This is a genomic window from Paenibacillus sp. S-38 (assembly GCF_049942825.1).
Classification (GTDB): Bacteria; Bacillota; Bacilli; order Paenibacillales; family NBRC-103111; genus Paenibacillus_G.
The window spans coordinates 67,860-92,100 of the sequence record NZ_CP187971.1; the positions used below are offsets into that span (position 1 = coordinate 67,860).

Genomic DNA, 24,241 nt, shown 5'->3' on the forward strand with positions numbered 1-24,241 from the left:
GAGGCTGCCCTCCCCTTACTTGATCTCCTTCAGGATGGCTACGGAGCACTCGTCTGGATTGGCTGACGATTTGAGGAAACTCACAGGGGTTTTGATGCTGAAGAATTTGTAGACTTCGGTCCAAGTCCCTTTTGACGGATCGGCAGGGTCCTTTAGAATGTCCGTTTCGACGAGAAGCTCGTCGAGATTGATCAGGTTGTGAGCACTGATTGCCACCACACCGTCCATATAGCCGCGGTATCCCTCATACTGGTGTACAAGATAGATTGGGCTCGCATGGTACTTGTCGGTCCAAGCAGAAGCCTGAAATCCGGAACGTTCAAGTACTAGAGTAGACAGAACATTAGGAATCGTACCAACGCCGGTGTAATTGGGGAGCTGGGTAATGAATGCGGGGTAGTAGGATTGGAAGAGAACGCTGGAGCGGGTCCGAAGCATGGAGACGGAGGTCACGCCGTTCGATGTGTACCGACCGTAACCGGCGTAGATCGGGTTCGTGCTTGGGGCAATATCCTTCAGTTCTATACCGGTCTTGTTGAGTTCAAGGTGCCCCATGCCGGTCGTAATGCCGAAGTTGCCCGGATGGTCGTAATCGGCAAATGGAACCATCTTCCCGATATAGGCAAAGCTGCGATAATAGGCATCCATGTCCGGAGCTGGGTCGCCTTCAAGCATAATGGAGACGCGGTTATTATTAACCGATATCCAGTAGCTCACAAAATAATCTGCCCTGCGCTTCTTGTCGGTTACCCAGGCAACCACTGAATCAGAAGCATAGAAGAAGTGTGCTGGCGGACTGATGACTTTCGTGCCGTTCGCATCCACGTCCCATGTTTCACTTGGGGCGACGAAGCTGCCTGCTGCAGGGTTATTCCAACGTTTGTAGGCTGCCTCCGCCTCCTTCTGGCTGATGATTGTTGGAGTCATTCCGTACTTCACGGTCGCAGAGTCACATGCTTTATCGTAGGTCGTACTAGAAAGCCCGGAGGAGTTGGTTCCGATAAAACCGGTACCGTGGTATACATCGAAGTAATTGTATTGTCCTGTCGGAACCTTGAACATGACGTAGTAGTCGGTCACCTGCATCCCGTTCGGTACATCCGGTGTGGCATTTAAGACTACTGTCCGGTCGTAATAGCGGACCGGGTCAGCCGAGTAATACCGCTCTGAGAAGGTATAGGGGGTCGGGCTGATTGGATTGGACGGATTACCGTACGAACCAAATGCTAGTGCCGTGAAAAAAGGAGTACCTAGAGCATACACATAATCTCCGGCTGCTGCAGGCATTTCCGCCACAAATTGAAACTCATTCCACCCCTTATCATCCTGGAAGGACCCGTCGAGCTCCTGCCGCCGCTGCTCTACAATCAGAGCAAAAAATTTAGTGCCGGTGATATCGGCCGGGTCTGGCACACGCACCAGGAGAAGACCCGCTACCTGGCGGCTTACGCTTACTCCTCCCGCAGTATAGGTGATCTTATCGACCTGCAGCTTTCTTCCTGTAGTGCCACCACTGGTTGATATTTCGGGTACGAACCCGGCAGAGTCGATCTTGGGATGCTTCGTCCAGTCTGCCATGACAGTGACCGGGTACAGCTTACCATCCGTATGCTTGTACATCCCGGCCTTGTTAGGCGCAAACAGCTCTTGATATGTCACCCACATATCCGCGCTGGCTTCGTACACTTTCGTCCACCGGTTGGTGACTGGGGCACCGCCCGGCTCGCCCCACGTAGCTGCCTCAATCTTTGCCGCCAACTCGGAAACAATATCTTCTGACTTACTCTCGCCCTCGATCCAGGCTACATTGTTGCTCAGCAAGGGTATCCCTCCTTATTTACGTAAGAACTTCACGTTGTACCAGACCTGCTTGGCCGTCCCGCTCACATTCATATACTCGAATTTGATATCGGCATTGGCTGGAAGCGGGTATACGATCCCGAAGCTATTGCCCATCGATACGCTCTCCGGCAGCTCCTTTGTATAGATCGTCTCACACACCTTGTCCCCATTCACGGTAAGCTCCCACCAATCGCCCACGCAGTATTCGCTGGCCGCAAACGCCACAGAGAGAAACTCGGTTGCATACGGAAGGGAGTACGTATCGGTGAACTTGGTGGGGGTGTCCGTCACGTCGATCATCCGGCCCCGTATAAAGGGCCTGGTGAACTTGGAGAAGTGCGGATACGGCAGTTCGCGGATCTTATCGATAGTTCCGCCTGCCGCATAAACGAGTTGAAATGACATTTCTCTCACTCCTATATACGAGTTACGGTTGTCCCAATTAAGGCCCCCGACTCATTATCATAGTTTAGGCGGATCATGACGGTTCCTAGCGCCTCGCCGTCCGGACGCTTTGTCGTTACGGATACTGCAGCCAGTCTCCATATCGTGTAATACTCCCAATCCGGATGTTCCGGATCGACCTCTATCGGGACACCCAGCATATCCGAGCTGCCGAGGTTCATATATAACTCCGCAGTATACCCAGACTCATACAGCATTAGGGCCCCTGTCACTCGTTCGGGATCAAGATAATGATCCCGGAACAGCCGGACAGAGGGGGTGCCCGCGAACGGGTCAGCCGCCACACTGCCACTCGTGCTGCTGTTCTTCTTGATCTCGGACTTGATGAGGTCCATAATCGGGTAAATCAGATAATCATTTGCTAAACCTGCCATTACATGATCGCTCCTTTGCCGTTGGACCACATGAGGTCGATTACCTGCATGAAGCCATTCTCCGTGGAGAATGAAGACTTGATCCCTTTGATCGTATAGACGGAGCGCGTCGTCGTATTCCGGTCGGACACGTAGATCCGGTCGAGTAAATCGAGCGTCGGGTTCCCAGGGATAGAAACCTGCAACGTGCGGCAGAGCCTCTTGATATCGAAGAAGAACCGCTCCGCAATCTTTCGCTTTTGCTCCGGTGTCTTGGCGTAAGGCACATTAAGAACTGCCGTACGCACCTCGCCTTTGAGCTCCATGAGGATCTCCGTATCCACGAAGTTCTCGTACTTTCCGTCGTTATCAAAGATGGCGACATGGCTGCGGCCTCGGCTCCAGTCGGTCGATTTGTTGATGGAGACCAGGTTATCATGTTCCGTGAATTGGCCAACGACTGGCTTCTCCAGGTTCAGCTCCTCCAAACGGTAGGTACCGTATCGGTCACAGTACGAGCGGTAGTGCGTATCCTTGATGATCTCGGAGATGGCATCCCCCGCCTTGTGCTCGAACGCTGCAAACGACTTACCGTATTCTTCGACGTAAGGATTCAGCCATCCGTTAAGACTCATGACTGCCGCAATATCCTCTTCAATAAACTCGCCTTCCTTGTTCGGCACGGCCTTGATGACCGTTCCCTTAGACTGGCTCGCACTGATAAAGTAGGATTCCTCAATGACGTAATCTGGATAATGAAGGTCCACAGGTGCCTGCCTCCAACCGGTCATACCCGCGGTCACGATCAGGTCGGTCACGACGGCCGACTTCAGCCAGGCCACCTTGGGTTCCCCAGCTACCGGCACCGTCTCTCCCCCGCCGGTTGATCCCGCCGACCGGAACGCTTGCCCGGTGTACATGGGGATACTCTCAAACCGAGAAGGGTCTGCCCTGAACTGCTCGTAACACTTCCAGACGTTATTCGGCCAGTTATCATCCTCAGCCCACCTATAGGCTCCATAGTCACCGCCCTGGCGCAGGTACTGCGCGTCAGCAAGCGAGTTGATCGTATAGCCGCGGCTCGGAAGCGCGTCGAAGATCCTCTTGGCTCCATAGTAGAGCTGCCGATCTATCCCCTTATAGGCAGGATTGAATCCGCCGACGTGGACGTCATATCCGAGAATCCATCCGCCCGCGGCTTCCGTCCCGTGCCCGGTGGTTCCGATCTCCGTCTCACTCTGCGCAATGGCCAGAAGCAGAAGGTAATCAATGGGCTTGCCGCCCCAGTACTCGTGCTTGGCGTAGCGCTTGGCCTTGGCGACGATCTCCTCAAAGCGCGTGCCGTTGTAAGCGTACTGGTTGCCCCCGGTGCCTGCGTCGGTTACGACCACCCCGAGTGCGCCGGTCTTGGTCGTACCCGGCACCACCGACACTTTGGGATACGCCTTGTCCTCCCGAAGCACGTGGTTTAGAACTTTCTTGTACATATCCCGGCAGTTGATGGTCAGCTTGGATTCCTCGCTTACCCCATCCACCTTATCGATTAAACCGGTGAAGACTCGCAGGAGGTTCATTCCATAACCCATGAAAATGCGGATCGGGGTGTTTTCGGAAAGCACACCCACATGAAAGCCGTTGATGTAATAGCTCCAAGGGGACTGCTGGTAAGATTCGGGGAAGTAGAAGGGGTTGTAATCAGGGGAGTAGTATCCATCCGGATTCGAGAGCACGACCTGTGCCTCACGCGACTCCATCTCGTACTGGTCATCGATATCTACGGAGATCACGCTATCAATGGTGAGCGTATCCATATATACGAACTGACCGACCTGGATTTGATGCTGGTTCTTCACTTCGTTGAATACGAGGCTTTCGATTTCCTTCTCTTGCATGTAGCCCTTCTGCTTGGTCGGATCGGCAGCCGCCGCATTGCCGTTGTCAGGGGTCCCGTCAATTTCATTGATCTTGATATGGTTGAGTGCGAACACACCGCTCGCCTGCCCGTTCCAGAAAACCTCGACCCGCATCGTATATTGACCGGCAGGAACCGGGATCTCCTTGGCGACCTCCAACTCCTCCCTGCCCTCGAAGGTAATTATGTTCACCTGCTGTTGGCCATTAAAGTAAACTTTGAGCGCTCCCTGGTTGGTGAAACTCGTGTAGTATCCGATATCGACCACAAAATCGCGGGAGCATGTGATGTCCACCTCAAAGTAGCAGGTCTTCGGAGCCTGGGAGAAGCCTTGCTTCGTAAAACGGTGGACCAGGTAGCTGCCTGCTTCCGGCTTCTCACGGAACTCAATGGATGAATACAGCTTCGTCTCCTCACTGACATTCTTGATACCGGGGTTGGCCGCCCACTCCTTTCCCGTGAACATCTCGTTGAAGATCAGATCCCCTTTGTGGCCGACCACTTCCGCCCCCAGCGATATCCCGCCGCCCACGTTGGAGGAGGATGTAAACAGGCGTGCATTGCCGAGCAGGTACGGCAGCGGGTCCCGGGGAACATCATCTTTCCGGATCTCAAAGTGCAGGTGAGCTCCCTTGCCCTTGGAGCGGTCGGAGTTTGGATCATCGAAGGTCCCTGATACAGCCTTTCCCCCTGAGCGCACGTCACCGGTATTGCCGCTCAGCCCGATGAGATCGCCCTGCTGCACCACGGTGCCCACCTTGACGAGAATCTGACTAAGGTGCGCATAACGAGTGACGACCCCATCCCCGTGCTGGATATCGACATAGTAGCCGTAGCTGCTGTACTTGTTGGTCATTTTGGCAGCCGATACGGTCCCGGACCATACCGCGAGGATATCCTCACCAACGCCGGTGCCGATATCAATGCCTTTGTGGCTTCGATCCCCGCCGTACCGGTCTGTCAGGTGATCTGTGCTTTTGTTCTTCACAGGGAAGACAATGGATAGGGAGTTTGTTTTCGTCTGGCCGCCCGACCCCTCCGTGATAAAGGTCTGGACCAGGTTGACCTCTTTCTTGGCCTCGTAGGTCACAAACTCGATACTTTCTGTCCGCCCAGGGATGAACGCCAGGCGATCAACTTCCACCCGGCACATCGGCCGGGCGTACTCGCCCAGTTTCAACCGCTGGGAGAGCACTTTCTGCAGCTCTTGATTAATGACTTGCACGATGGTTCCCCCTTACTTGAATCTCTCGATAACCCACTTACGGAACCGGTTCAGGAACGCGACCGCCTGTGCCCGCGTGAGGAGAGTCTTGGCCATGAAGTGCGGGATCTTATCCAGGTTCGTTCCGCCGTCCAGCGGGGTATACATGCTATCCACGATGACAGCCCCGTCCTTGAACCGGCCAATGTCGTACCCGTTGATGAGGTACTCCCCGTTCTCAAAAGTTTCGCCTTCCAGAGCCAGGACAGCATCCGCCCACCACGCACCCTCTCCTTCGACCTGGATCGTCTCGTCCGTGGTCGGGATATACATAGCCGATGGGGCTCCCACATCGACGAAGCGGGTGGACTGCTTTTTCTCGTACCCGAAGTGAATGCTTACGCCTTTCTCCTGCGGCTGATAGAAGGTTACGGTATGATTGTCCGTTTCTTTGTAATCCACGTTGTGCTGCAGGAATACTCCGTTGCGCCGCACGACGAGTTGTCCTTGCCCGGCCGGGTAAGTGCCGTTCAGCCGAAAGCGCCGCTGACCTTCCTCTGCCACAATGTACTGATCGATTTCCGCACCTGGGGCATCGATATCACTGAACCGGCCATAAATCGTTTTGCGCATCCGGTCGATCAGGGAGAATGCCTCTGCCCGGTTGATGTACCCTTCCGGGAAGAACCTATCTGTCCGCCACACTTTTTGACTGGTCGCTTTGAAATTTCCACCTTTGAGCTGGTAGTATCCGTTCTGGAACACTACATAATTGAACCTGCAGGTCACCCCGCTCAGGTTGTACGGCAGATAGATCGTTGCGTTCGGAGCCGGTGAGACGACATACACGTCCGTATGATAGCCGATGTATTTTTCAGCAATGGCTTGGTGCACGCTGACGTTCCATTCTGCCTCATCGACATTGATCCGCTGCAGTGGCCGGCCAAAGGCATAGCAGTATTCTTGATAGTTCCGGTTGAAGGGATCGAATACATAGCTGCTACCGCTATCGAGCGGGTGAGCCGGGTATCCGAATCCGCTGTAATCCGTCGGGGATTCTGGCCGCCCGAACCGGTCTACCTTGGCTTTCCCCTGAAAGATGAAGGAGACGGTCGCTCCCGCCCGCGGCGCGACGTACAGCTCCACGTCCGTGGTGCCTGCTGCATTCGTGCTGATTGATTTATGGACTGTCTGAGCTCCGTCCAGGTATACAAAAAGGGGGTTTCCCTCGGTAGGTGCGATTTTCTTCGAGAGGGTGAATATCTTCTGACCCTCGATGCCTTCTTTTTCCTCATAGAGGTACGGCGCATCCTGCTCGAATACGGCGTACGGAATGCCGGTTACCATGGGCTCCCCATCTTCGAGAAGATAGTTTGCTGCTTCCATTACTTCACTAAAGAACCAGTCGTTTTCTGTAACGTCTGCCCATCTAATCATGTAGCGTCACCTCACTCATTAGTATAGAACCGAAAAGGGAATAGCCCCTTTCGGCTACTCCCTCAGCATCCGCTCCAAAAAGCGGCGTGTTCGGTTCACAAATGCAATAAACTCGGCTCGGGTGATGTATGCCTCAGGCCGAAAGTAGAGGACCGGCGTGCCGTCCACGGATACCACCGTCACCAGCCCCATGTCCGCCATCTGCTCAATGTCAGTTTTGGCCCAGTGTTCCTCGATATCCTGATACTCGAACCGGTGCTTGCGGTCATACCCATCTTTCTTGATCAGCAGCAGCTCGACCTCTACTTTATAGCCGCGGCCCCGGTCCTGCTCGGCATCCACGTTGTTGTACGTCCAGACGGTTGCGGGCTTCATGCTCTCCATCGATCCGAGGAACAGGGCTCCCTTCTCGTCGTAGAACTTGTGGGTCCAGCCGCAGAACGCCAGGTATTCGTTGTACGAAGCTTTATCCTTGAACAGCAGGGTCAGGGTCGCCTTGTAGCTGGCGATCCCCATCTGCTGAATATGACTCGGTGCATTGATGATTCGGATTTCCTTCAGGCTAGGCTGCGGCGTCGGCGGGCTGTATGGCTCGATGATCCGGCAGTTCACCTCTTTGTACTCGAACCCGGATTCCACGAACAACCGCTTTTTATAGCGGTCGTTCGCTCCTCCGAATGGGTACTGTGCTGGCATGGTGGTTCCCCCTATCGGTGATTATTCTGCATCCCCGTCTTCACTTGGTTGGCGAGCTCCCGGGAGACGTTCACCCGCTCGCGTTTCACAACGCTGGCAATGTCGTTCCCGATCTTCTGCCAATCCTGGTCGCTGTTTGCGGTCACGTTCATCTGGACAACTACATCACCCTGGCCAAGAGATACTTGCTTCGCCGTTCCTTCTTTCATCTTCATCTCGTAGTAGCTCATGGCCTGTACGCCTTCCGGAAGGTTGAAGGTGGCTTTCTCTTTCTGCAGGGTTTCCTTGATCTGCACCAGGTTGTCCGTTTGCTGCAGTTCGAGCGCTTTGATCTGCTGCAGGATGTTGTTGCGCTGCGTCTCGTTATTCTTGTTCTTTTCGAGCAGGGACTGCAGCTCGCCAAGGGTAATGCCGATCCGAGCGTTTGTATCCTGAGCCATAGCAGCCTGGATTTGCTTGACGATGGTGGAGTCTTCCTTCGCCCCGCCGATGACTGCATTGTTCATGCGGATCTTGTAGTCCGTCTCGCTTAGTGAAATTTCCCGCTCCATCCGACCCATGATATCGCTGAACTCTGCACTCTTCTCCGCCTCGTATTGCTGCTGCTCGATCTGTGCCTTTTGCTGCTGTACTTTGCTGATCTCCGATTTGATGAAGTTCTTGGCTTCCCCGGCTGGCAGCTTATCGTACTTGGCGTTGAGGCCTTCCACCATCTTGCCGTTGTCATCTACCCCACCGTTGAGCATCTCATCCAAGGCCTTGATATTCTTGGTGAAGAACTCTGTCATGAGCTTCCGCATAGGTTCAGAGTCCTCGCGATCCCCGTTTAAGATCATCCGGGTCTTTTCGAGCTCAAACGCGGCGGCATTGTTGGTAGCCTTCATGCCGTAGAGGTTGTTCAGGTGGGATACCATCTGCTGACCTTCCTCATAGGTGGTTACCTGATTCCAATCGGTCTTAGTGGTCTGGCCCTTAACCCCGGTACCCGCAAGGTCGAGCGTTTTGTCCATAGCCATCCGCTCTTTGGTTACGTCATTTGTGGTAGTGACCTTTTTCTCGTTACCCTTCAGTGAATCTTCCAGGGAAACGGCGAGCTCCTCACCCTTTTTGCCGGTGCGAAGCTGATCCAGGCCTCTGTCGATCTCGTCATAGGATAGACCGGTTCCGCCAAACAGCTTATTGACCGTCCCGCCAATGAAGTAATCTTTCATGAAGCCCAGTTCGTAGAAGGCCTTGGTCAGCCAGCTATTGGAGTTCGCGGAGCTCTGGACCTCGTTTTGGAACCGGACCAGATTCTCAGCGTGAGCATTATTTTGCTCCGACTGCAGCATCCCCTTTGGAACCACCACATCACTAACAATGTCGATTCCAGCCATGGTAGCGGCGATCAAAGGAACCCTCTTCGCAGCCGTCCCTACTGCCCCACCCGTGAACAACCTGGCGGAATCAAGTCCTTTCTTTAGCGACTGGGCGCTGAAGAGGTTCTTCAGTTTACCGAAGACGCTGATCCCACCAGCGGCAGCAGCACCACCGGCAGCAGCGGCTCCACCCGCCTTCATGAGGCTATACCCCATAATGGCGTCTGCCAGATCGAGACCGAACAGTCCGCTGTTTGCCGTAGCTCCATTCACGCCGCCCGGAACCGTAACCCGGTTCGTGTTCAGCGGGGAGTTTTGAAGCCGGTTCGCCCGCTCCAGTTCTTTGAGCTTACGGATGTAGGTGTCGATATCCCGGGTATCCTCAAACTCCTTATTGAGCCGGTCCATGTCGGTAATCAGCTTGCTGACGCCGTTCTCAGTCATGCCCGCGGCGGTACCCATCTTCCGCAGCTCATCCTCGAACTTTTTCGCATTCAGCGATCCATTGCTGAATCCACCCGCGATTTTCGTCATGGAATTTTTGAGCCGGTTGGCGTCCAGATCCACATCAGTCATGGCCACTTCCATCAGCTCCATACGGCTGTTCACCGATGCTGCCTGCTTGTCTAAGTCCTTCATCTGGCGCTGGAGCAAGCCCAGTGTCTTCTCCAGCTCCTTCGCTTCCGCGTCCAGCTTCGGGTCAGTGGATTCTGCCCGGGAGAGGTTCCTCTCGGATCGTTTGACCCTGGTATCGGCTGCGTTGACAGACCGGACAGCCTTGATATGCTCATCCGATCCGTAGCCACCTTCCTTCGACTCAATCAGATCCCGCACCCGGTGTGCTTCTGCTGCTTCCGCTTTAAGTACTTCGAGGTTCGCCTTACGCCCATCCACGTCGAGCCCGCTGCGCTTGCTGTTCACCACATTGAGGCGGTTTTGCACGGCTGCCATGTTGTCGGCAACCATATTCCGACGCAGGTTGACGCCGCGTCCCTCTTCATTAAGGTGGTAGCGGAATCGGTCGAACTTCTCTGCCATCTCCTTCTGCCGCTGCTCTTCCACTCGGTTTTTGACGAAGTCCTTCGCCTTACCTGCAGAGAAGTTGACCCCCATGGCAAGCCCCACTTTAGCGAGGGTGGCGATAGCTGCGGCAATTCCGCCCGCGTTGTCCTTCACCACATTCAGGAACGAGGTAATGGCATCCGCTACCGAGGAGAACTCATCCTTCAGGTTATCGAACACATCGGAAGTCGAAACTTCCCACATGGTTTTCAGGTTCTGCTCACGGAACTTCCATGTGTCCATGTTATTGGCGAGCAGAATGTTCACCTTGGATTTCACGTTCTTTGTATCCAGCAGCTCGTCAACCAGGCCTTTAGGTCCTTTGCCGTCGAGCACGCCGGACTCGTTGATACGGATCAGGTCATTCTGAAGATCCTTCTGACCTTGCAGCGCCATCATGTCGTTCTTATACCAGGACTTGGCGTACTGCTGGATTGCAGCGTTGCGCACATCGTCCGGCAGAGTCTTAAACGCTTTGGCGATCTCCAGGAGCATCTCGGTGCCGTTACGCATCTCTTTGACTTCCACGCCGTTGACGTTGTGCTTGATGTAAGGGTTGACCCCCTCCAGGCCCTTCGTCTGCGACATTTCTTCCAGCATATCAGCCGTCTTCTTATCGAACGGGGCAGCGAATCCGTTCTTGAAGAACGTACCGCCCTGGGCTCCGGATTTACCGGTCGATTCGGTGAAGAGTGCGGAGAGGGCAACCGAGTTGGCCAAAGCTTCCGCCTTATCGATGCCCGGTTGGTTCATGGCGAACGTTGCACCGGCGCGTTTTTGGATTTCGAGCAGATCCTTCAGGGTGGTGAACTTCAAGTTCGCCCCCATGATCATCATGTCGGCGAGCTGCTCGGTACCTGCGGATTCCAAACCCCACTGGGATGCGGCAGCGGCGAGGCCGGTCGCCGACGTCTCAATAGGATTGTCCTCGATCACCTTCAACTTCGCGTAGGTCTGGGCTTCACGCAGGGCTTCGGTCGGGTCGGAGAGACGCATCGAAGCGTATTGGTAAGCAATACCGGCATCCTCCTGGCTGAGTCCGTAAGCGAGGGCCATGTTCTGGACCATCCGCTTTTGGTCGTACTTTACGAAGCTCTGCATCCGCTTGGCCTCAGAGGCCTCCAGCTTCGTACGCTCGGACTCGTCGGCGTATGCTTCCGGCGTAACCATCAGATTCCCGTTCTCATCCCGAATCTGGTTCTCATAAGCCTTCTTAACGCGGTCCTTACCTACGCCGGTCATGAACTCATCCTTCACCAGGAAGTTCGACCGTGCCTTGGTCATTTGGAACTCGAACTCTTTGTTGGACTCATAAGCCTGGGCCATCAGCATGGTAGGCCCGCCCACAATCGATCCGGCGACAATATAACGCATCGTGTTCATTACCGAAGTCATGAATCCGCGGCTCTCATCACGGAGCAGCTCGGCTGCCTTCTTCATATCGCTAACCTGAGCAGGGAAGTACATCCGCTCTCCAGTGGCTTCAGTGAGGTCGAATCTGGAGTTCTTGCGAGCTTGCGCTGCGGCCAGTGCAGGGGATACATACGCGCCGCTTGTGTCTGCGGCGGCCTGGGCGGCATTGGTGGCTACACGGGAGAGGGCTTCACTGTGTTTGAACAGGTCACCCGTCGCCTTGTTGATCGTACCGGTCAGCGACTTCATGTTACCGTCCGCATCCCGCATGGTAGCGGTCCAGGAGTTGGTGGCGTTGTTCACACGGATCTGGCGAACTTCATATCCTTTGAGGGCTTCGACGGTCCCGAGAACGGCAGCGAGTTGGTCGGTCGAAATCGTGCCTTCGCCTTTGAGGAGAGTGGAATTGGTGAGGAGGTCACCACGCTTACGCTCGGCTGCCGCCAGCTTGATTGCTTCCTTATTCAGGGCTTCAAGCTCGCGCCGCAGTGCGTTGGCCTGGGTGATATCGTTGTTCGTTACCGCCTGATCGATCATCCGTCCGAGCTCTTCGAGCCTGGAGGGGTCTACATTGGCTGCCAGTCGCAGCGCTTCGAGCTCCCCTCGCAACTTCGCCAGCTTGCCCTCGAATGTGTCATCATTGGTAATCCGGTTGAAGCGGCGGCTGATTTCGGCCAGCTCGACGTTGAGTCCGCGGATGGTCTGCTGCAGAGCCTTCGCCTCTTCCGGAGTATTCGCCGATGCATTAACCACGCCCGCAACCTTTGCCTGGTGGGCATTCAGCTCCTCATCGAGCCGGTTGTAATCCGTAGTGCTCAGCTTCCGTAAGAACCGGTCACGAAGCTTCTCCATGATAACGTCCTGACCTGCAGCGTAGCCTTCACGGCTCTTCTGCATAGCGACAAGCTGGTTTGCCTCTTTGTCCCTGCGGATAAGGTCCGCCTGCTGTGCGAGGGCACGATTCAAGGCATCCTTTGCAGCGACGAGCTTCGAGGCATCTTCCGCCGCGGCGTCAATAGCAGCCTGAACGACTCCAATCTCTTCGGCGCTAAGCCGGCCGATGCTGCGGATTTTCCCGAGCTTCTCTCCAAGCTGGTCCACTTCTCGGGAGGCCTTAGTGCCTCTGAGCATGGCATCCCACTCCAGGCCAATCGTTCGGATATCCGCAGCGAGTCGGGCCATATTCTCGCGCACAGCAGTGATTTGCTGGGGTGAATTCATCGGAGCGTCCTGCAGTGCACGGACCTCCTCTAGGGCCCGGCTGTACTGCCCTGTCATTTGGGCCATCTGATCGTTAGAGAGTTTACCGTCATACCGGCCCATTGCCTTGTAGCTGCTCAGGAGCTGGCTGTTCTCGAAGATCCGAAGACGCTGCTGCAGGGCTTCCCGGTTGCCGTTGAATCCGTAGGCTTCCGATTCCGTTCTGCGGCGGTCCGCTTCTTCCCTGGACTGCGCCCTGCGCAGCTCAGCCTGCAGTGCACGGTTCTCCCGTACAAGTTCGGCGTAATAGTCCTTTGCGTCCCCAAGCTTTGTCGGATCGCTGTAGGCTGCTTCAACCATGTCCCCAAGCTTTGCCAGCTTACTCACTGGCAGATGGCTGCCGACCAAGAGCCGGTTCATTTTCTCGGAGAGCTTATCGACTGCCCCTTCTTGGGAAGACAGCTTACGAATGCGGTCGAACCCGCGGGTGATGGTGGCCAGCTCACGACCTAATTCCCGCATTTTGAGCTTTGCGTCGGTAATGCTCTTCTCGTCAATAAGGCCGGTGCGGGAGAGACGATCCACCTTGTCCTGGAAGCTGTTCAGGTATCCTTCGAGGTCAGCAAACTGGTCGGGAGTCAGTTTGTCGAGGAAGCGCGTCTTCGCTCCTTCCACATTCAGTCTGGAGTCCTGGGCAAACCCTGCAAGCTTGGTACGCATGTCGGCTACGGCATTGGCCGTCGAATCACCGAACTGCAGCTTGCGGAACTGCTCTACGGTATACTTCAGTGCCAGATTGGCATCACGGTAAGCATCCCGTGCCGCTGCCCAATCCGCGTCCGTTTTGCTCGAAGAGTGATAGTCCGTTACCAACTTCGTCACCCGTCCGAGGTATTCATTATCGAGGAAGCTGTGCAGTGACTCGCGCCCGCCATCGGTCAGATCCCCTGTATGGAACCGGTTCTTTGTATTCAGTGCATTGATCCGTGCCTGCTTCTCCCACGCCGTCAGCAGCTCGAATGGGTCTTCATACCCCCGTGGCATAACCGTCGTGTTATTGCTCGGAAGGCTGCTGGCCGTATTCTGCACGCCGCCCACCGACTGGGCCATGCGCTCCGCCCTTGTCGTGCGCTTCACCTTCATATCTACTTCCGGAGTCTCAAACCCGAAGCTGACCGGGTGGGCCTGCAGTTCCTTGATCGCCTTGGCAAGCTCACCGAACTGCGCATCCATGACCTGCTTCAGCTTGGCCGCCATATCCTTCTGGATCGTTTCCATCTTGGATGCCAGGTAGAATGTTGGCGAAAGGTCCGTCTTCACCTCGGCCATGTCGATAGCCGTAGCATATTCGCCGACGATCTGCGCGGCCGTGTCCTGGATCTTGCTGTGGAATTTCTTGAAGATCGCCTGCAGGTTCGCCTGCATGAGTGCCTCGGCCCCCTGTGCGCCGGTCAGCTTCCCTTTATCCGGGGTGCCTGTATTGATCTGCCTCAGCTCACTGACCTTCATGTCCATGTTCGAGGCAATAATAGCGCGGATCTCTTTGTCGAGGTCAGCGACTGCCATCCGGAAGGAATTCCCGCCGCCTACCCCCTTCTCGATCCCGCCCATGGCGGCGGAGAACTCCGCGATCATTCCCTGCATACTGTTCTGCAGGTTCTCATGGATCTTCTTGCGCTCCGCTGAGCCAAAGGACTTGAAGGACTGCCCGTTAAGTCCATCCGTGAAGGATTTCAGCATGGTGTTTGCCTGATCGACAATCACGTCGAGCAGCCGCTTCGACTGGGTGTACAGTTTCTTGTCCAAGGCATCCATCTCTACCGCATCCAGTCCATTGGTCCGGCCGGAGAGCGCGGTGATCATTTTCGTAGCGTGATCGATCAGTATATTCTTCACAGCCTGCTCAGCATTCTGGATTACCGAATCCGGAAGAGTCACCTCGATGCTGTCTGAAGACCGCTTCGATTTGGTGAATACCACCCGCTCCGACATTTGCGTAGCCGCTGTCTGCATCTCCGCGACCAGGGACTCCTTCAGGGCTGCGTAGTCCGGAGAGACGACCGTCGCCTTGTCGCCTTTCCCTCTATTCAGGGACATGCTTATGGCCTGCGCGTAGTTCACCAGGCTATTGATCTCGCTATTCAGGTTTGTCTTGAAGCCTTTGATATCCCCGAGGATCTGCTCCAGCTTCACCGCGCTGATATCAATCGTCACCCCTCGCATCGTGTCGATGACCTTGTTGAGCTGACCAACGAAACCATCCAGCCGCTCCTGCAGTGCCTCCGCATTGATCGCCGAGAACTTCGGCACGATATCCTCCAGCGGCTTCACGTTAAGCTGCAGGGACTTCAGGGATCTTTCCAGGGAGGCACGTACATTCTTGACCATATTAGCCAGCTCTGGGCCGCCAACCTGAATGCGCTCTGTCGGAATTCCTTCATCCAATACATACATCTCCGGATCGGCGAGTGTCTTCACGAGCTTGTCGCGTACGGCAGCCATGAAGTGACCGATGTGCTCAGGCTTCAGTTCCACCTTGAACGCAGCGTTTTTCTCGCCCTCTATGTCCCACTTGAAATCAGCAAACTGGTCAATGCCCTTATGAAGCTCCTTACGCAGGCGGTCCTTCAGGGTACCGAGGGCGGTCTCCCGCAGCTCGATAGGCTTCATGTTCGTCAGGTCCAGCTCAACCTTACCCATCGTTTTGCTGATTTCCTTCTGCAGCCGGGTATGAATGATCCCCCACTGCTCTGGAGTCAGGTGCATCGTCAGATCACCAGTAGGCGTGGTGAGGTTAATATTCGATTTCAGGTAAGCAGCAAGTAGGGCCTGCTCCATCTTTTCACGGATATCCGTTGAGTCTATATTGAGGCTTTGCGCCGTCTTCAAGTTATCGAGAACGCTCTGCAGCTTCCGGCCGATGCTGTTATCTACCTTTGAAGCTTGCGACTGAAGAGACTCGAATGCATTAGCGATCTCGTTAATCTGGGTTGCAAAATCGCCTGCCGTTTTATCAGCTCTGGCAAACTCCAGCTCTATCTCCGCACGCAGCGAATGATCATCAGCAGCATTGTTTTGTGATTTAGCCATGTAGGTTAACCCCCCGATCATATTAAAAACCCGTCCTACGTAGGATAGGCGGGTTCCTTGTTTTATCCTCCACCGAGTGCACGAGCCAGCGCCATGACGCCATCCTCATCCAAATCCCGGTAGTCCTCATCGTTATATCCTTCCGGCTGCTCGCCGTCCTCACTGCCGCCACCGCCGAACATAGCGCGAAGCGGGGCCTGCATGATTTCGACTTCAAACCGAATGTATTTGTGCACCTGTTTCAGGAGCTCCTGAATTTGCGGGTAAGTGTATCTCCTGATCTGCCACTTATCGAGGTTGCAGTGCTTGTGGAGGTAAAAAAACACCTCGCTCCAGGTCACCGGCTCTCCGGTATCCGTATCTCGGATTTCCGTACCGGTCGGCTCTTCCCCCTCGGCCCGCTCTACTTTTTTAAGCCGTTCAGGTCCATCATCGTGTCCAGGATCAATTTGGCGATCCGAAGGTCCACGTTCCTATCGATGAAATTCCGGTCGTAGATAAGTTCGCCCTTCTCATTGCGCCGGGCAATCTCCGGGTAACTCTGCAGACCCATAGCAATGATGTAGAACAGATCCTTCTCTTGATCCCCGCTACCAGGAGCAAAGTTCAAAATGATCGCATTAACATTGACGCTCTTCAGAAGCTGCATGAATTCGCGGGTATCGCCAAAGGTCATTGGCGGGATTTTGTAGCGCTTGCCGTTACGCAGCATGACCTCTTCGTCATCCTCAAACCAAATGCGCTCGGATTGCTTTAGTTCAGGCTGCTCTTCCTCCGCCGCTGCCTCAGCACGGATACGATCCAGGGCTGCTTGATTCATGGCAATCGACGCCTTCAGTTCTGCTTCTTCTTTAGACATTGGAGTGCTCATTAAGTAATCTCCCCCGATTTAGAATGTATGGTCCCCCTTAGGTATGAAAAAAGCCGGTGAGATGAAAGGCCAGGCAGGGGGAGTCCTGACCTCCGTACATCTCTCACCAGCTCGTGTGGTTCTTAGTTTGCAGGTGCTGTGAAGCGCTTGATCGAACCGAGCTTCTTGTCAGCACGTTCAGGGTCAAGGATTTCCAGCGTTACAGACGAGCTGGATGCCGTCGCACGAGCCGCATCGATGGAGAACGTACCTTTTGCAATGCACTGGTACAGCTCAGTCTCGATACCTTGGAACGTGCCGTCCTTTTGCTGGAACGAACCGTGGTGGATGATATGAACAGGGAACGGAACCTCGTTCACCAGGATATCAACCATATCGACCGTTTCCGTGCGCTGGTAGCTGAAGACCACGTCAACGTTCACGAATACCGAGTTCAGAACCAGGCGTGGCGTTGCGCCGGTAGTATCTACCATGTATTGCTTCACAGTAGGAGCAACCGTCGAGCTGTAAGGCACTTTCTCCAGCAGTGTGTTGCTGTCTTTGCGGCGGATCGAGAAGTTTCCGTCGCCAAAGAGCGTCGTAGCGAACTTAGGGTCAACGACCGCTACGTCCGGACCCATTGGGTCAGCAGGATCGAGCTCGCCTGTAAGGCCGACCGTCTGCTCATTCAGCACCCAGATGGAGCTGGTTACGCCCTCTTGGACCTTGGAACCCATCATGAGCTGGAGTTGATCCAGGTCAAACTTGGCGTCTGTGGCTGTCACTTCGATAGCTTTCGTTTTCACGAGCTTGTCGATTGCGAAGAGGCCGTCACCGCCGAAGATATCTTCCAGCTCAACGCTGAGATCGATCTTCAGGTTTTGAAGAGAGCCCAGGGACACGACTTCAACGCCATGACCGTCTGCAGCATACTTCTTGGCGAGGAATTGACCTACGCCTTTGATAATCATCTTCTTAGACAATGTGTTTCACTCCTTTGATGGATATAACAGGCTGCACTGTGGGAAACCGGCTGCAGCCAGCGAATTCGGTTTCTACTTGCTTAGAATAGGCGGAGTCGAAAATCTCCTAACATTAGCTCTCCAGCGTGATCGTGAAGTGCAGGACCGTCGAGAAGCAGTAGGAATCTGCCAGGTCGCTGACCGACTCATGCTGTGCCACGATCCGCGTCTCAAAGTTCTCTACATCCTGGAATGGATTGATCTGGCCGTGGAAGAGCTGCACAATGCGCTTGGAGATATCGTGAGCTAGGGCTACATCGTCGGAGGTATACACATCGAACATGAAGATGGCGTCATACACGAGATGGTTGTGGCGGTTGGCCCCACCCTGGGGGATGGCGTAGAAGGTGGTGAGGGGGAGGTTTTCTTCAGCCAGGTTCGATGGCCGCGATTTCTTCTGAATCCGTTTGCCCTGCATGACGGGGGCGGCGGGGTCGAGGCCCATCAAGGCGAGAAACTCCGGATCGGAACGCAGGGCTAGGTGGATCGCTGTATAAAGTTCGGTTACCATGGAGGCCTCATTTCTTCCCGAGGGTAAACACGCCGCCCGGGATCATCTTGATGTAGTCACGGAAGCGGACACTGAGGATGGCTCTATTCAGGCGCTTACGGAAATTCAAGCGCATGTATGTGATCGTGTCCCTGAACCAGTAGTTCGCCGGTGTCTCGCCGTCGATATATTTCAGAAAGCCAGCGTCGGTGGTACCCGCCCGCTTGGCATAGGAAAGTCGCATATTACCCCCGAGGTCTTCCCATTGCCCGCCGTTGATGAACCGGGAACGGGTCACGATAGCCGTCCCGATGCCCGGCACCTTCAGACGGTTTCGGGGAGTTCCCTGGAAGCCAGGTATTGGGTAGGGCTCCTCTTGCTCAGTACCGGTACCGTACTCGTAATACCAGCCGATATGGGATTCCTCGAAGTTATCCCTCATGGCGTGAACCGCAGTACGTATCGACTTGCCTGCAATAACCTCCAGATCATCCCCGAGAACGGAAGCCAGGAGTGCTGTCGCCCGCTCCCGGTCATTCGTGTAGGAGCCGTCGCCGAGCCGTACCCGGTTATCCTTAAACTCCAGACCTTCGACGGCCGCTCGCACGCCATCCAGCAGATCGTCCTTGATATCCCGGACTTCATTGCGCAGCACCTTGGCGATGGCTTCGGTATAGCCGTCGGCATCAAACCACATGATTTTCTTTTTGCTATAACGGACTCTCATGCGGATCACTTCCTCGTTTCGACGCAGGCCTCAATCACAACCAGGCCGGGGTAGGTGATATAGTCGGTGTCGATGACCTTCAGCGGCACGGCAGTGGTGCCTGCAGTCAGCCTCAGCTTATCGAGGGTAGAGATGGGGGTGGTTGCTGGGGCATAGATGGTATAGTCATTTTCGATGAGCACACCGGGATCTTTCTGGTGCAGCCGGGCGCTCTTACTGCTGGAGTAGCAGATGAGATCCGCGAATTTTACAGCATCGACCTTCTTCACGTCTCCCCGCGGGGTAAGTGTCTCGGTGACCCCGCTGACGGTAATGGCCGAGTTGCAGATAAACATGTGGGCAACGATAGCCGCCACCTCGTTCTGGATGATTTCATTCAGGGTCGAGATGACCAGATAGCTCTCTGAAGCCACCGTGTGTCGCAGTACGTCGCCCGTCTTCACCGCCGCCTCCGGGAGGAACTGACCTCTGCGGTGCGTCTCCAGGGAAACGGAACTGTCAAACTGCTTGCTGGCCCGGCCGACCAGAGCGGTTGTAAGAGACGGGGTACCGGAGACGGGGATGATCTCCATCTCGGTACCCTCGGTTAAGATAATGTCGCGTTTGATATCGATCATTGTTCCGTCGTCTCCTCCCGCTTGGCGATCCCCATCAGGGTCACGGTATAGCCGGTCTGCGATTCCGGAACAAGGACAGTCATGGCATTCTCGAATTGCTGCAGGTATTCCGCAGCCCGATCCGCCCAATTCACCGCTGCCTTCTTCCACTTCACGTCAATGGTGCTGACTTCCGTATTCACCCGCCGCGCCATGCTCGGACAGAGCAGGTAGCAGATGTACGAGATGACCGCCGTCTCCAGGTAGATGAGCTCCTCTTCGCTGGTCATGACGGCGTATTCCGGCACCCGCTTAATCACCTGTGCTTCAGCCATCCCAAGGATCAGGCGCTGATTGATATCTTCGTCCGGCAGCTCGGCCTTCTTTACTCCGAGCATGGAACGGACAGCGGCTTCATAGCCGGTCTGTAAAATCTTAGCCATCTGGGGCCACCTCCTGGATTACTGGAACATCGAGATGCGTAGCCGCGGACGAGAAGCTGTGCTCAGGTATACGACCGACGCGCCCACAATCTCACGGGCCTCTCCTGGTGCAATGCGGCTCTCTTCCGAAAAAGTCCGTGCCGTTTCGCTTACAAACGCATCTCCGCCTGCCAGGTTCTCTACCACGATCCGTCCGGTGCCCGGTACCACAGGAAAGACGCGGGTTTCGTAGATGCTGAGCGTCATCTCATGGGTATACAGTGCCTGGTCAGCCTTGGCCGGCTCTGCAGCCTGCTGCGGGGTCTCCCCTACGTCCTGCACGTCTACAATCACTTCTGGGTTCACGACTTCTTTGGTGGATTTCGATTTTCTTGGTGCTGCCATGGGAATGCTCCTCCTTATGGAAAGAGGCTACTACCGCAGGGCCTGAGCCGAAGTGTAGTAGCCTCTTGGGTTATTTAGGTTGTCCCGCCCGAAGCGGGAGGTTTGGGTTCGCGTCTTACGCGAAAGGTACTACAGCGTCGGCGAACAGGAAGCCTGCTACCTGGGAGATCATCTTGTGGGCGTAGAAGTATTCTGTCTCGATGACAGTCGCTTTACGACCCACTTCGTACCACTTGCGAGTCTGGACTGTGCCTTGACCGGCTTTGCTCCAGTTGAAGGAGTACCCGATGGATACCGTCTTCTTACCGGCTGTCGGTGCAATGTACGCCAGAACTGCGCTGTTACCCCAGATATAGCCGAGTGGCTCGATGGAGCCTGGCTGTACTTGGCCCAGGTTGGAAGTCGAGAACATAGCGGAACCAACCAGGATGTTCTGTACGCCCAGCAGCGTTTTGAGCTGCTCGATGGAGAGAACTGGAGTCTGTACGTACTGAACCATAGCAGCCAGCTTAGGGTGCATCAGGAGCACGTTCAGGACGGACTCAGAGATGATCAGGGTGTTCGGGCGAATACCGGCTTTCTTGTGCATAGCGGACTTCGCTTTTACGATATCGAGGCGTGGATCGGAGTTTGGATCGGACCACTTCAGCGTGCCGTTCGTACCCAGTGTGAGCTGCAGCTCTGGAGCATAGTTAGCAGGGTTCAGCAGCGTGTTGGCAGCATCGTACTCTTTGTTCTGCAGGATACCGTCCATGATCAGGGACGTGCCGTCAGCTTCCAGGTTGAATACTTCATCAGCGTTCAGCTCGACTTCGTCAGGAATCGCTGTACGGAGGGCATGGCCTTCCGTGAAGTATTGATCATTCGAGAACGTCCAATCGATCTCGTTCGCTTCAGTACCCGGGGAACGCAGGTCATTGTGCAGACGGAAGGATTCCATGCCGTACACATAGTACTTATCGGATTGCTTCGCAACGCCAACGGGCTTGAAGATTTGGTCTGCAATGTAGGATTCGTTTTTATAACCGATGGAGATGTTTGTCAGAGCTTTGTCCAAGTGGACGCGCTGTACGTTCGGCATTTCGAGGTCACTCCTTAGATGTATGGGGATGGTGTTGCGAGGATTTATTTAGGGGACCCGCCCGGGCTTGGGGGTTCCAGGCGGGAAATTAAGGGGGATGATTATACAGTGAACACGTGGTAAGCCATGCGGACGTTGATTACGTCCCCGTCAACGCCGTCGGACTCGGAGAAGCCCAGAACGTTGTACTGTCCAGCAGCCGAAGGGAGGACCTTGGCTACGCCGCCCACGCCGAGGATGACGCGGTCACCGGCAGTGATGGCACCGGAGAGCTTGATGGCTGCAATGCCTTCGAGCTTAACGGAAATTTGCTTGCCTGTTTGGTCACCCGTTAGGGAGTAACCGTTGGCTACGCGCTCGTCGCTATCGACAACGCCCAGCGGAACCAGGTTGTCGGCCTTTGGCTTCTCGCAGTGCTCAGCACCGGCAAGAACCACGCCCAGGTACTGGGCTACGCCGTCAGCGTCCTTCATGCGGTACGCCTTTTGCAGTCTTGTAAATTTACCTGCCATGATTATTTGGCCTCCTTAGCGGAATGTTTTTGGTACATCAGCTTCGTCGCATCGACCAGGGACACGCCATGCTCGTTTGCGTACTTCACTGCTTCTGCGGCCACATAGTCACGGAATTCCACTTCGGACTCGAAGTCTTCTTGACTTGTCGGCTCGTTGCCCAGGCGCTGCTCAACCGGCTCGGTAGTTTCCGATTGGCGATTGCCACCCAGGTTTTGCTCGTGCTGCGCTTGGAAGCTCGAAAGCTGGGCTTTGACTTCCTCAACGGACAGCGTGCTCAGGAACTTATTGAACAGGTCTGTATTGAAGGCGTTGCCCATGACGCGAACACCGTACTCGATAGTTTGCTTTTCCAGCTCACTGCGGTATGTTTCGCCGAGGCCCGCTTTCACGGACAGCTCTTCGTTCTTCAATGTCAGCTCGCCGATCACTTCATCCTTCGCGGACAGTTCGGTTTGTGCGGCAGCCAGGTCTGTTGCGATAGTGGCCATCTCAGCGTCTTTTGCCGCCAGGGCCTCCGTCATTTCAACTTCCTTTGCTGCGAGCTTCGTTTCGAGTTCACTCTTGTCTACTACTGCAGACAGGGCGCTCTTCAGCTCCTCTTCGTTCTCGAACTTCACACCGAACTCGCCGAGAACTGCTTGAAATTTCTTGAATTCCACTTCTGTGTCACTCCTTTGCTCTAATACCTCCACACCGCTTGTCCGTTCGTCAGTGTCTGTGTACAGCACTGCGCCGTCCTTCGTGTAGAAGGAATAGATCGTGGCGTTCAGCGGAATGTTCTTGAAGGTGTCTACAAGGGATAGAGTAGAACCTTCTTTGGATTTTCTATCACTCGATCCCGCGCTCAGCGTGGATTTGGTGATCGTCGCTCTTGGAGCCGCTCCGGCGTAAACCAGGGAGTTCTCCAGTAGCTCACCCTTGCCGTCAGCACCGGCTACGACATAGCAGGTTTCCTCATGGAATACGCTGCCTGGACCTTCAACCTGATAAGTGCGGCCAGGGTAATGGGAGCAGTTGCTGTAATCGCGGATATCGTGCCCGCAGATCGAGCAGTCCCACTTTGTCGCATTGAAGCCGATGGAAGTATCGAATACCGTCCCCGCCTCGATGCCTTTGGCCAGATCGTCGGTGGTCATTCCGGATTCAGTCCGCCGCCCGAGGTCCATGTAGAACTCGCCGTAAACCGAATTGATGTACTCGCCGTGCTCACTGAAGTCCCCTCGGATATGAGCGCCGAAGGAGCGCCCTACCGGCAGGCTGCCGTGATTGTGGTTCATCAGCAGGCCTACTCCGCGGTTTGCGTCTTGAACGAATTTATTCAAAAGCACCGGGTGGAGCTTGGAGCTGTACGAGGTTGGCTGGTCGTCGATCATCATGGATTCAAACACAAACGTATCCTCGGCCGTGCGAGGCGTCATGGCGAACCGGTTGATGCGATCCAGTTGATCCTGTGTGGGTCTTGGCACAATTGCACCTCCTATGAAAATAAAAAGAACCGTCTACTCCGTAGAATAGACAGTTCGTGGAATTCACTATAAAAAGATAAAACAGGAACAGCTCAGATTTCTTATAGTAACTTTGCATAGAAAAAGACGGTATACTATATACAATCTTCACTAAACCCATGATTTAGTGAATCTCAATATTTTCAGTTTCGCTCTTAAGTTCAATATCTTTACCATCTACGTTAAACTTAGAGATTACCCATACTTTATATTTTCCCGGACTGTTTACGTTAAATTCAACAGTCTTTTCTATTTCCCCGTCTTTTTGGATTATTACATTATGCCCTATTGCTTTTGATTTTGATTTTTTAGTTAACAGTTTTTCCTTTTCGTCTTCTACTTGTAGTTCAATCAAAGACTCTCCGTATAACAGTCCCTTTCTAGTTCCGCTTTTATTCTTTAACTTAGAAGTTGCTACTATTTTATTTCCTTCCGTTTTGCTTTCAACGATTTCTAGTGAATAAGGAGTAGCATTCACCTTATCGTCCTCCTTCCTTACCGCACCTTCACCGCTACACGCAGTTATAACAATAGCCATCAATAACATAATCCACTTAATCACTATCCCCTCCAAACGAATAGAGAGCGCTAGATAA

19 protein-coding genes are annotated in these 24,241 nt (G+C 54.5%); all 19 read right to left on the bottom strand.

Annotation, left to right across the window (positions count from 1 at the left end; genetic code table 11):
- Nucleotides 1–15: 15 nt before the first annotated feature.
- The 19 genes from ACP26L_RS36330 to ACP26L_RS36420 all read right to left on the bottom strand — a co-directional run bounded on the left by ACP26L_RS36330 (nt 16) and on the right by ACP26L_RS36420 (nt 24,192).
- Nucleotides 16–1,821 (bottom strand): hypothetical protein, encoded by a 1,806-nt coding sequence (locus ACP26L_RS36330; protein ID WP_426455275.1) that lies wholly within the window; start codon nt 1,819–1,821, stop codon nt 16–18.
- 12 nt (nt 1,822–1,833) lie between these two features.
- Entirely contained in the window at nt 1,834–2,247 is a 414-nt protein-coding gene (locus ACP26L_RS36335; RefSeq protein WP_426455277.1) for a hypothetical protein, read from the bottom strand.
- An 11-nt stretch (nt 2,248–2,258) separates the two neighbouring features.
- A complete protein-coding gene (locus tag ACP26L_RS36340) occupies nt 2,259–2,681 on the bottom strand; it encodes a hypothetical protein (RefSeq protein ID WP_426455279.1) in 423 nt (140 codons plus the stop codon).
- Entirely contained in the window at nt 2,681–5,797 is a 3,117-nt protein-coding gene (locus ACP26L_RS36345; RefSeq protein ID WP_426455281.1) for a M23 family metallopeptidase, read from the bottom strand. The genes ACP26L_RS36340 and ACP26L_RS36345 overlap by 1 nt, the downstream gene beginning before the upstream one ends.
- A gap of 12 nt (nt 5,798–5,809) precedes the next feature.
- Nucleotides 5,810–7,213, bottom strand: coding sequence for a hypothetical protein (locus tag ACP26L_RS36350; protein WP_426455283.1), 1,404 nt, complete (start codon nt 7,211–7,213; stop codon nt 5,810–5,812).
- Between the two features lie 54 nt (nt 7,214–7,267).
- Nucleotides 7,268–7,909: an S-layer homology domain-containing protein gene (locus ACP26L_RS36355; RefSeq protein WP_426455285.1), complete on the bottom strand. Its 642-nt coding sequence runs from the start codon at nt 7,907–7,909 to the stop codon at nt 7,268–7,270.
- 11 nt (nt 7,910–7,920) lie between these two features.
- The gene (locus ACP26L_RS36360; RefSeq protein WP_426455287.1) at nt 7,921–16,032 is read right to left on the bottom strand and encodes a phage tail tape measure protein; all 8,112 of its coding nucleotides are present in this window, start codon (nt 16,030–16,032) and stop codon (nt 7,921–7,923) included.
- Between the two features lie 62 nt (nt 16,033–16,094).
- Complete coding sequence (locus tag ACP26L_RS36365) at nt 16,095–16,268, bottom strand: hypothetical protein (protein ID WP_426455289.1); 174 nt, start codon at nt 16,266–16,268, stop codon at nt 16,095–16,097.
- A 167-nt stretch (nt 16,269–16,435) separates the two neighbouring features.
- The gene (locus tag ACP26L_RS36370; RefSeq protein WP_426455291.1) at nt 16,436–16,903 is read right to left on the bottom strand and encodes a hypothetical protein; all 468 of its coding nucleotides are present in this window, start codon (nt 16,901–16,903) and stop codon (nt 16,436–16,438) included.
- A gap of 122 nt (nt 16,904–17,025) precedes the next feature.
- The gene (locus ACP26L_RS36375) at nt 17,026–17,865 is read right to left on the bottom strand and encodes a hypothetical protein (RefSeq protein WP_426455293.1); all 840 of its coding nucleotides are present in this window, start codon (nt 17,863–17,865) and stop codon (nt 17,026–17,028) included.
- 112 nt (nt 17,866–17,977) lie between these two features.
- The gene (locus tag ACP26L_RS36380) at nt 17,978–18,415 is read right to left on the bottom strand and encodes a hypothetical protein (RefSeq protein ID WP_426455295.1); all 438 of its coding nucleotides are present in this window, start codon (nt 18,413–18,415) and stop codon (nt 17,978–17,980) included.
- Between the two features lie 7 nt (nt 18,416–18,422).
- On the bottom strand, nt 18,423–19,121 hold the full coding sequence (locus ACP26L_RS36385) for a hypothetical protein (protein ID WP_426455297.1): 699 nt from the start codon (nt 19,119–19,121) through the stop codon (nt 18,423–18,425).
- Between the two features lie 5 nt (nt 19,122–19,126).
- Nucleotides 19,127–19,738: a hypothetical protein gene (locus tag ACP26L_RS36390; protein WP_426455299.1), complete on the bottom strand. Its 612-nt coding sequence runs from the start codon at nt 19,736–19,738 to the stop codon at nt 19,127–19,129.
- The gene (locus tag ACP26L_RS36395; RefSeq protein WP_426455301.1) at nt 19,735–20,160 is read right to left on the bottom strand and encodes a hypothetical protein; all 426 of its coding nucleotides are present in this window, start codon (nt 20,158–20,160) and stop codon (nt 19,735–19,737) included. The genes ACP26L_RS36390 and ACP26L_RS36395 overlap by 4 nt, the downstream gene beginning before the upstream one ends.
- An 18-nt stretch (nt 20,161–20,178) precedes the next feature.
- The gene (locus ACP26L_RS36400) at nt 20,179–20,544 is read right to left on the bottom strand and encodes a hypothetical protein (protein WP_426455303.1); all 366 of its coding nucleotides are present in this window, start codon (nt 20,542–20,544) and stop codon (nt 20,179–20,181) included.
- A gap of 115 nt (nt 20,545–20,659) precedes the next feature.
- Nucleotides 20,660–21,625, bottom strand: a complete 966-nt coding sequence (locus ACP26L_RS36405) for a hypothetical protein (protein WP_426455304.1) — start codon at nt 21,623–21,625, stop codon at nt 20,660–20,662.
- A gap of 101 nt (nt 21,626–21,726) precedes the next feature.
- Nucleotides 21,727–22,137, bottom strand: coding sequence for a hypothetical protein (locus tag ACP26L_RS36410; protein ID WP_426455305.1), 411 nt, complete (start codon nt 22,135–22,137; stop codon nt 21,727–21,729).
- 2 nt (nt 22,138–22,139) lie between these two features.
- Complete coding sequence (locus ACP26L_RS36415) at nt 22,140–23,606, bottom strand: hypothetical protein (RefSeq protein ID WP_426455306.1); 1,467 nt, start codon at nt 23,604–23,606, stop codon at nt 22,140–22,142.
- A 163-nt stretch (nt 23,607–23,769) separates the two neighbouring features.
- Nucleotides 23,770–24,192, bottom strand: coding sequence for a hypothetical protein (locus tag ACP26L_RS36420; RefSeq protein WP_426455308.1), 423 nt, complete (start codon nt 24,190–24,192; stop codon nt 23,770–23,772).
- Nucleotides 24,193–24,241 lie beyond the last annotated feature (49 nt).

What these genes read in the sequence shown, in the direction of transcription:
- ACP26L_RS36335 (WP_426455277.1), bottom strand. Translation starts at nt 2,247, where the DNA reads ATGTCATTTCAACTCGTTTATGCGGCAGGCGGAACTATCGATAAGATC.
- ACP26L_RS36340 (WP_426455279.1), bottom strand. Translation starts at nt 2,681, where the DNA reads ATGGCAGGTTTAGCAAATGATTATCTGATTTACCCGATTATGGACCTC.
- ACP26L_RS36350 (WP_426455283.1), bottom strand. Translation starts at nt 7,213, where the DNA reads ATGATTAGATGGGCAGACGTTACAGAAAACGACTGGTTCTTTAGTGAA.
- ACP26L_RS36355 (WP_426455285.1), bottom strand. Translation starts at nt 7,909, where the DNA reads ATGCCAGCACAGTACCCATTCGGAGGAGCGAACGACCGCTATAAAAAG.
- ACP26L_RS36360 (WP_426455287.1), bottom strand. Translation starts at nt 16,032, where the DNA reads ATGGCTAAATCACAAAACAATGCTGCTGATGATCATTCGCTGCGTGCG.
- ACP26L_RS36370 (WP_426455291.1), bottom strand. Translation starts at nt 16,903, where the DNA reads ATGAGCACTCCAATGTCTAAAGAAGAAGCAGAACTGAAGGCGTCGATT.
- ACP26L_RS36380 (WP_426455295.1), bottom strand. Translation starts at nt 18,415, where the DNA reads ATGGTAACCGAACTTTATACAGCGATCCACCTAGCCCTGCGTTCCGAT.
- ACP26L_RS36385 (WP_426455297.1), bottom strand. Translation starts at nt 19,121, where the DNA reads ATGAGAGTCCGTTATAGCAAAAAGAAAATCATGTGGTTTGATGCCGAC.
- ACP26L_RS36390 (WP_426455299.1), bottom strand. Translation starts at nt 19,738, where the DNA reads ATGATCGATATCAAACGCGACATTATCTTAACCGAGGGTACCGAGATG.
- ACP26L_RS36395 (WP_426455301.1), bottom strand. Translation starts at nt 20,160, where the DNA reads ATGGCTAAGATTTTACAGACCGGCTATGAAGCCGCTGTCCGTTCCATG.
- ACP26L_RS36400 (WP_426455303.1), bottom strand. Translation starts at nt 20,544, where the DNA reads ATGGCAGCACCAAGAAAATCGAAATCCACCAAAGAAGTCGTGAACCCA.
- ACP26L_RS36405 (WP_426455304.1), bottom strand. Translation starts at nt 21,625, where the DNA reads ATGCCGAACGTACAGCGCGTCCACTTGGACAAAGCTCTGACAAACATC.
- ACP26L_RS36410 (WP_426455305.1), bottom strand. Translation starts at nt 22,137, where the DNA reads ATGGCAGGTAAATTTACAAGACTGCAAAAGGCGTACCGCATGAAGGAC.
- ACP26L_RS36420 (WP_426455308.1), bottom strand. Translation starts at nt 24,192, where the DNA reads ATGTTATTGATGGCTATTGTTATAACTGCGTGTAGCGGTGAAGGTGCG.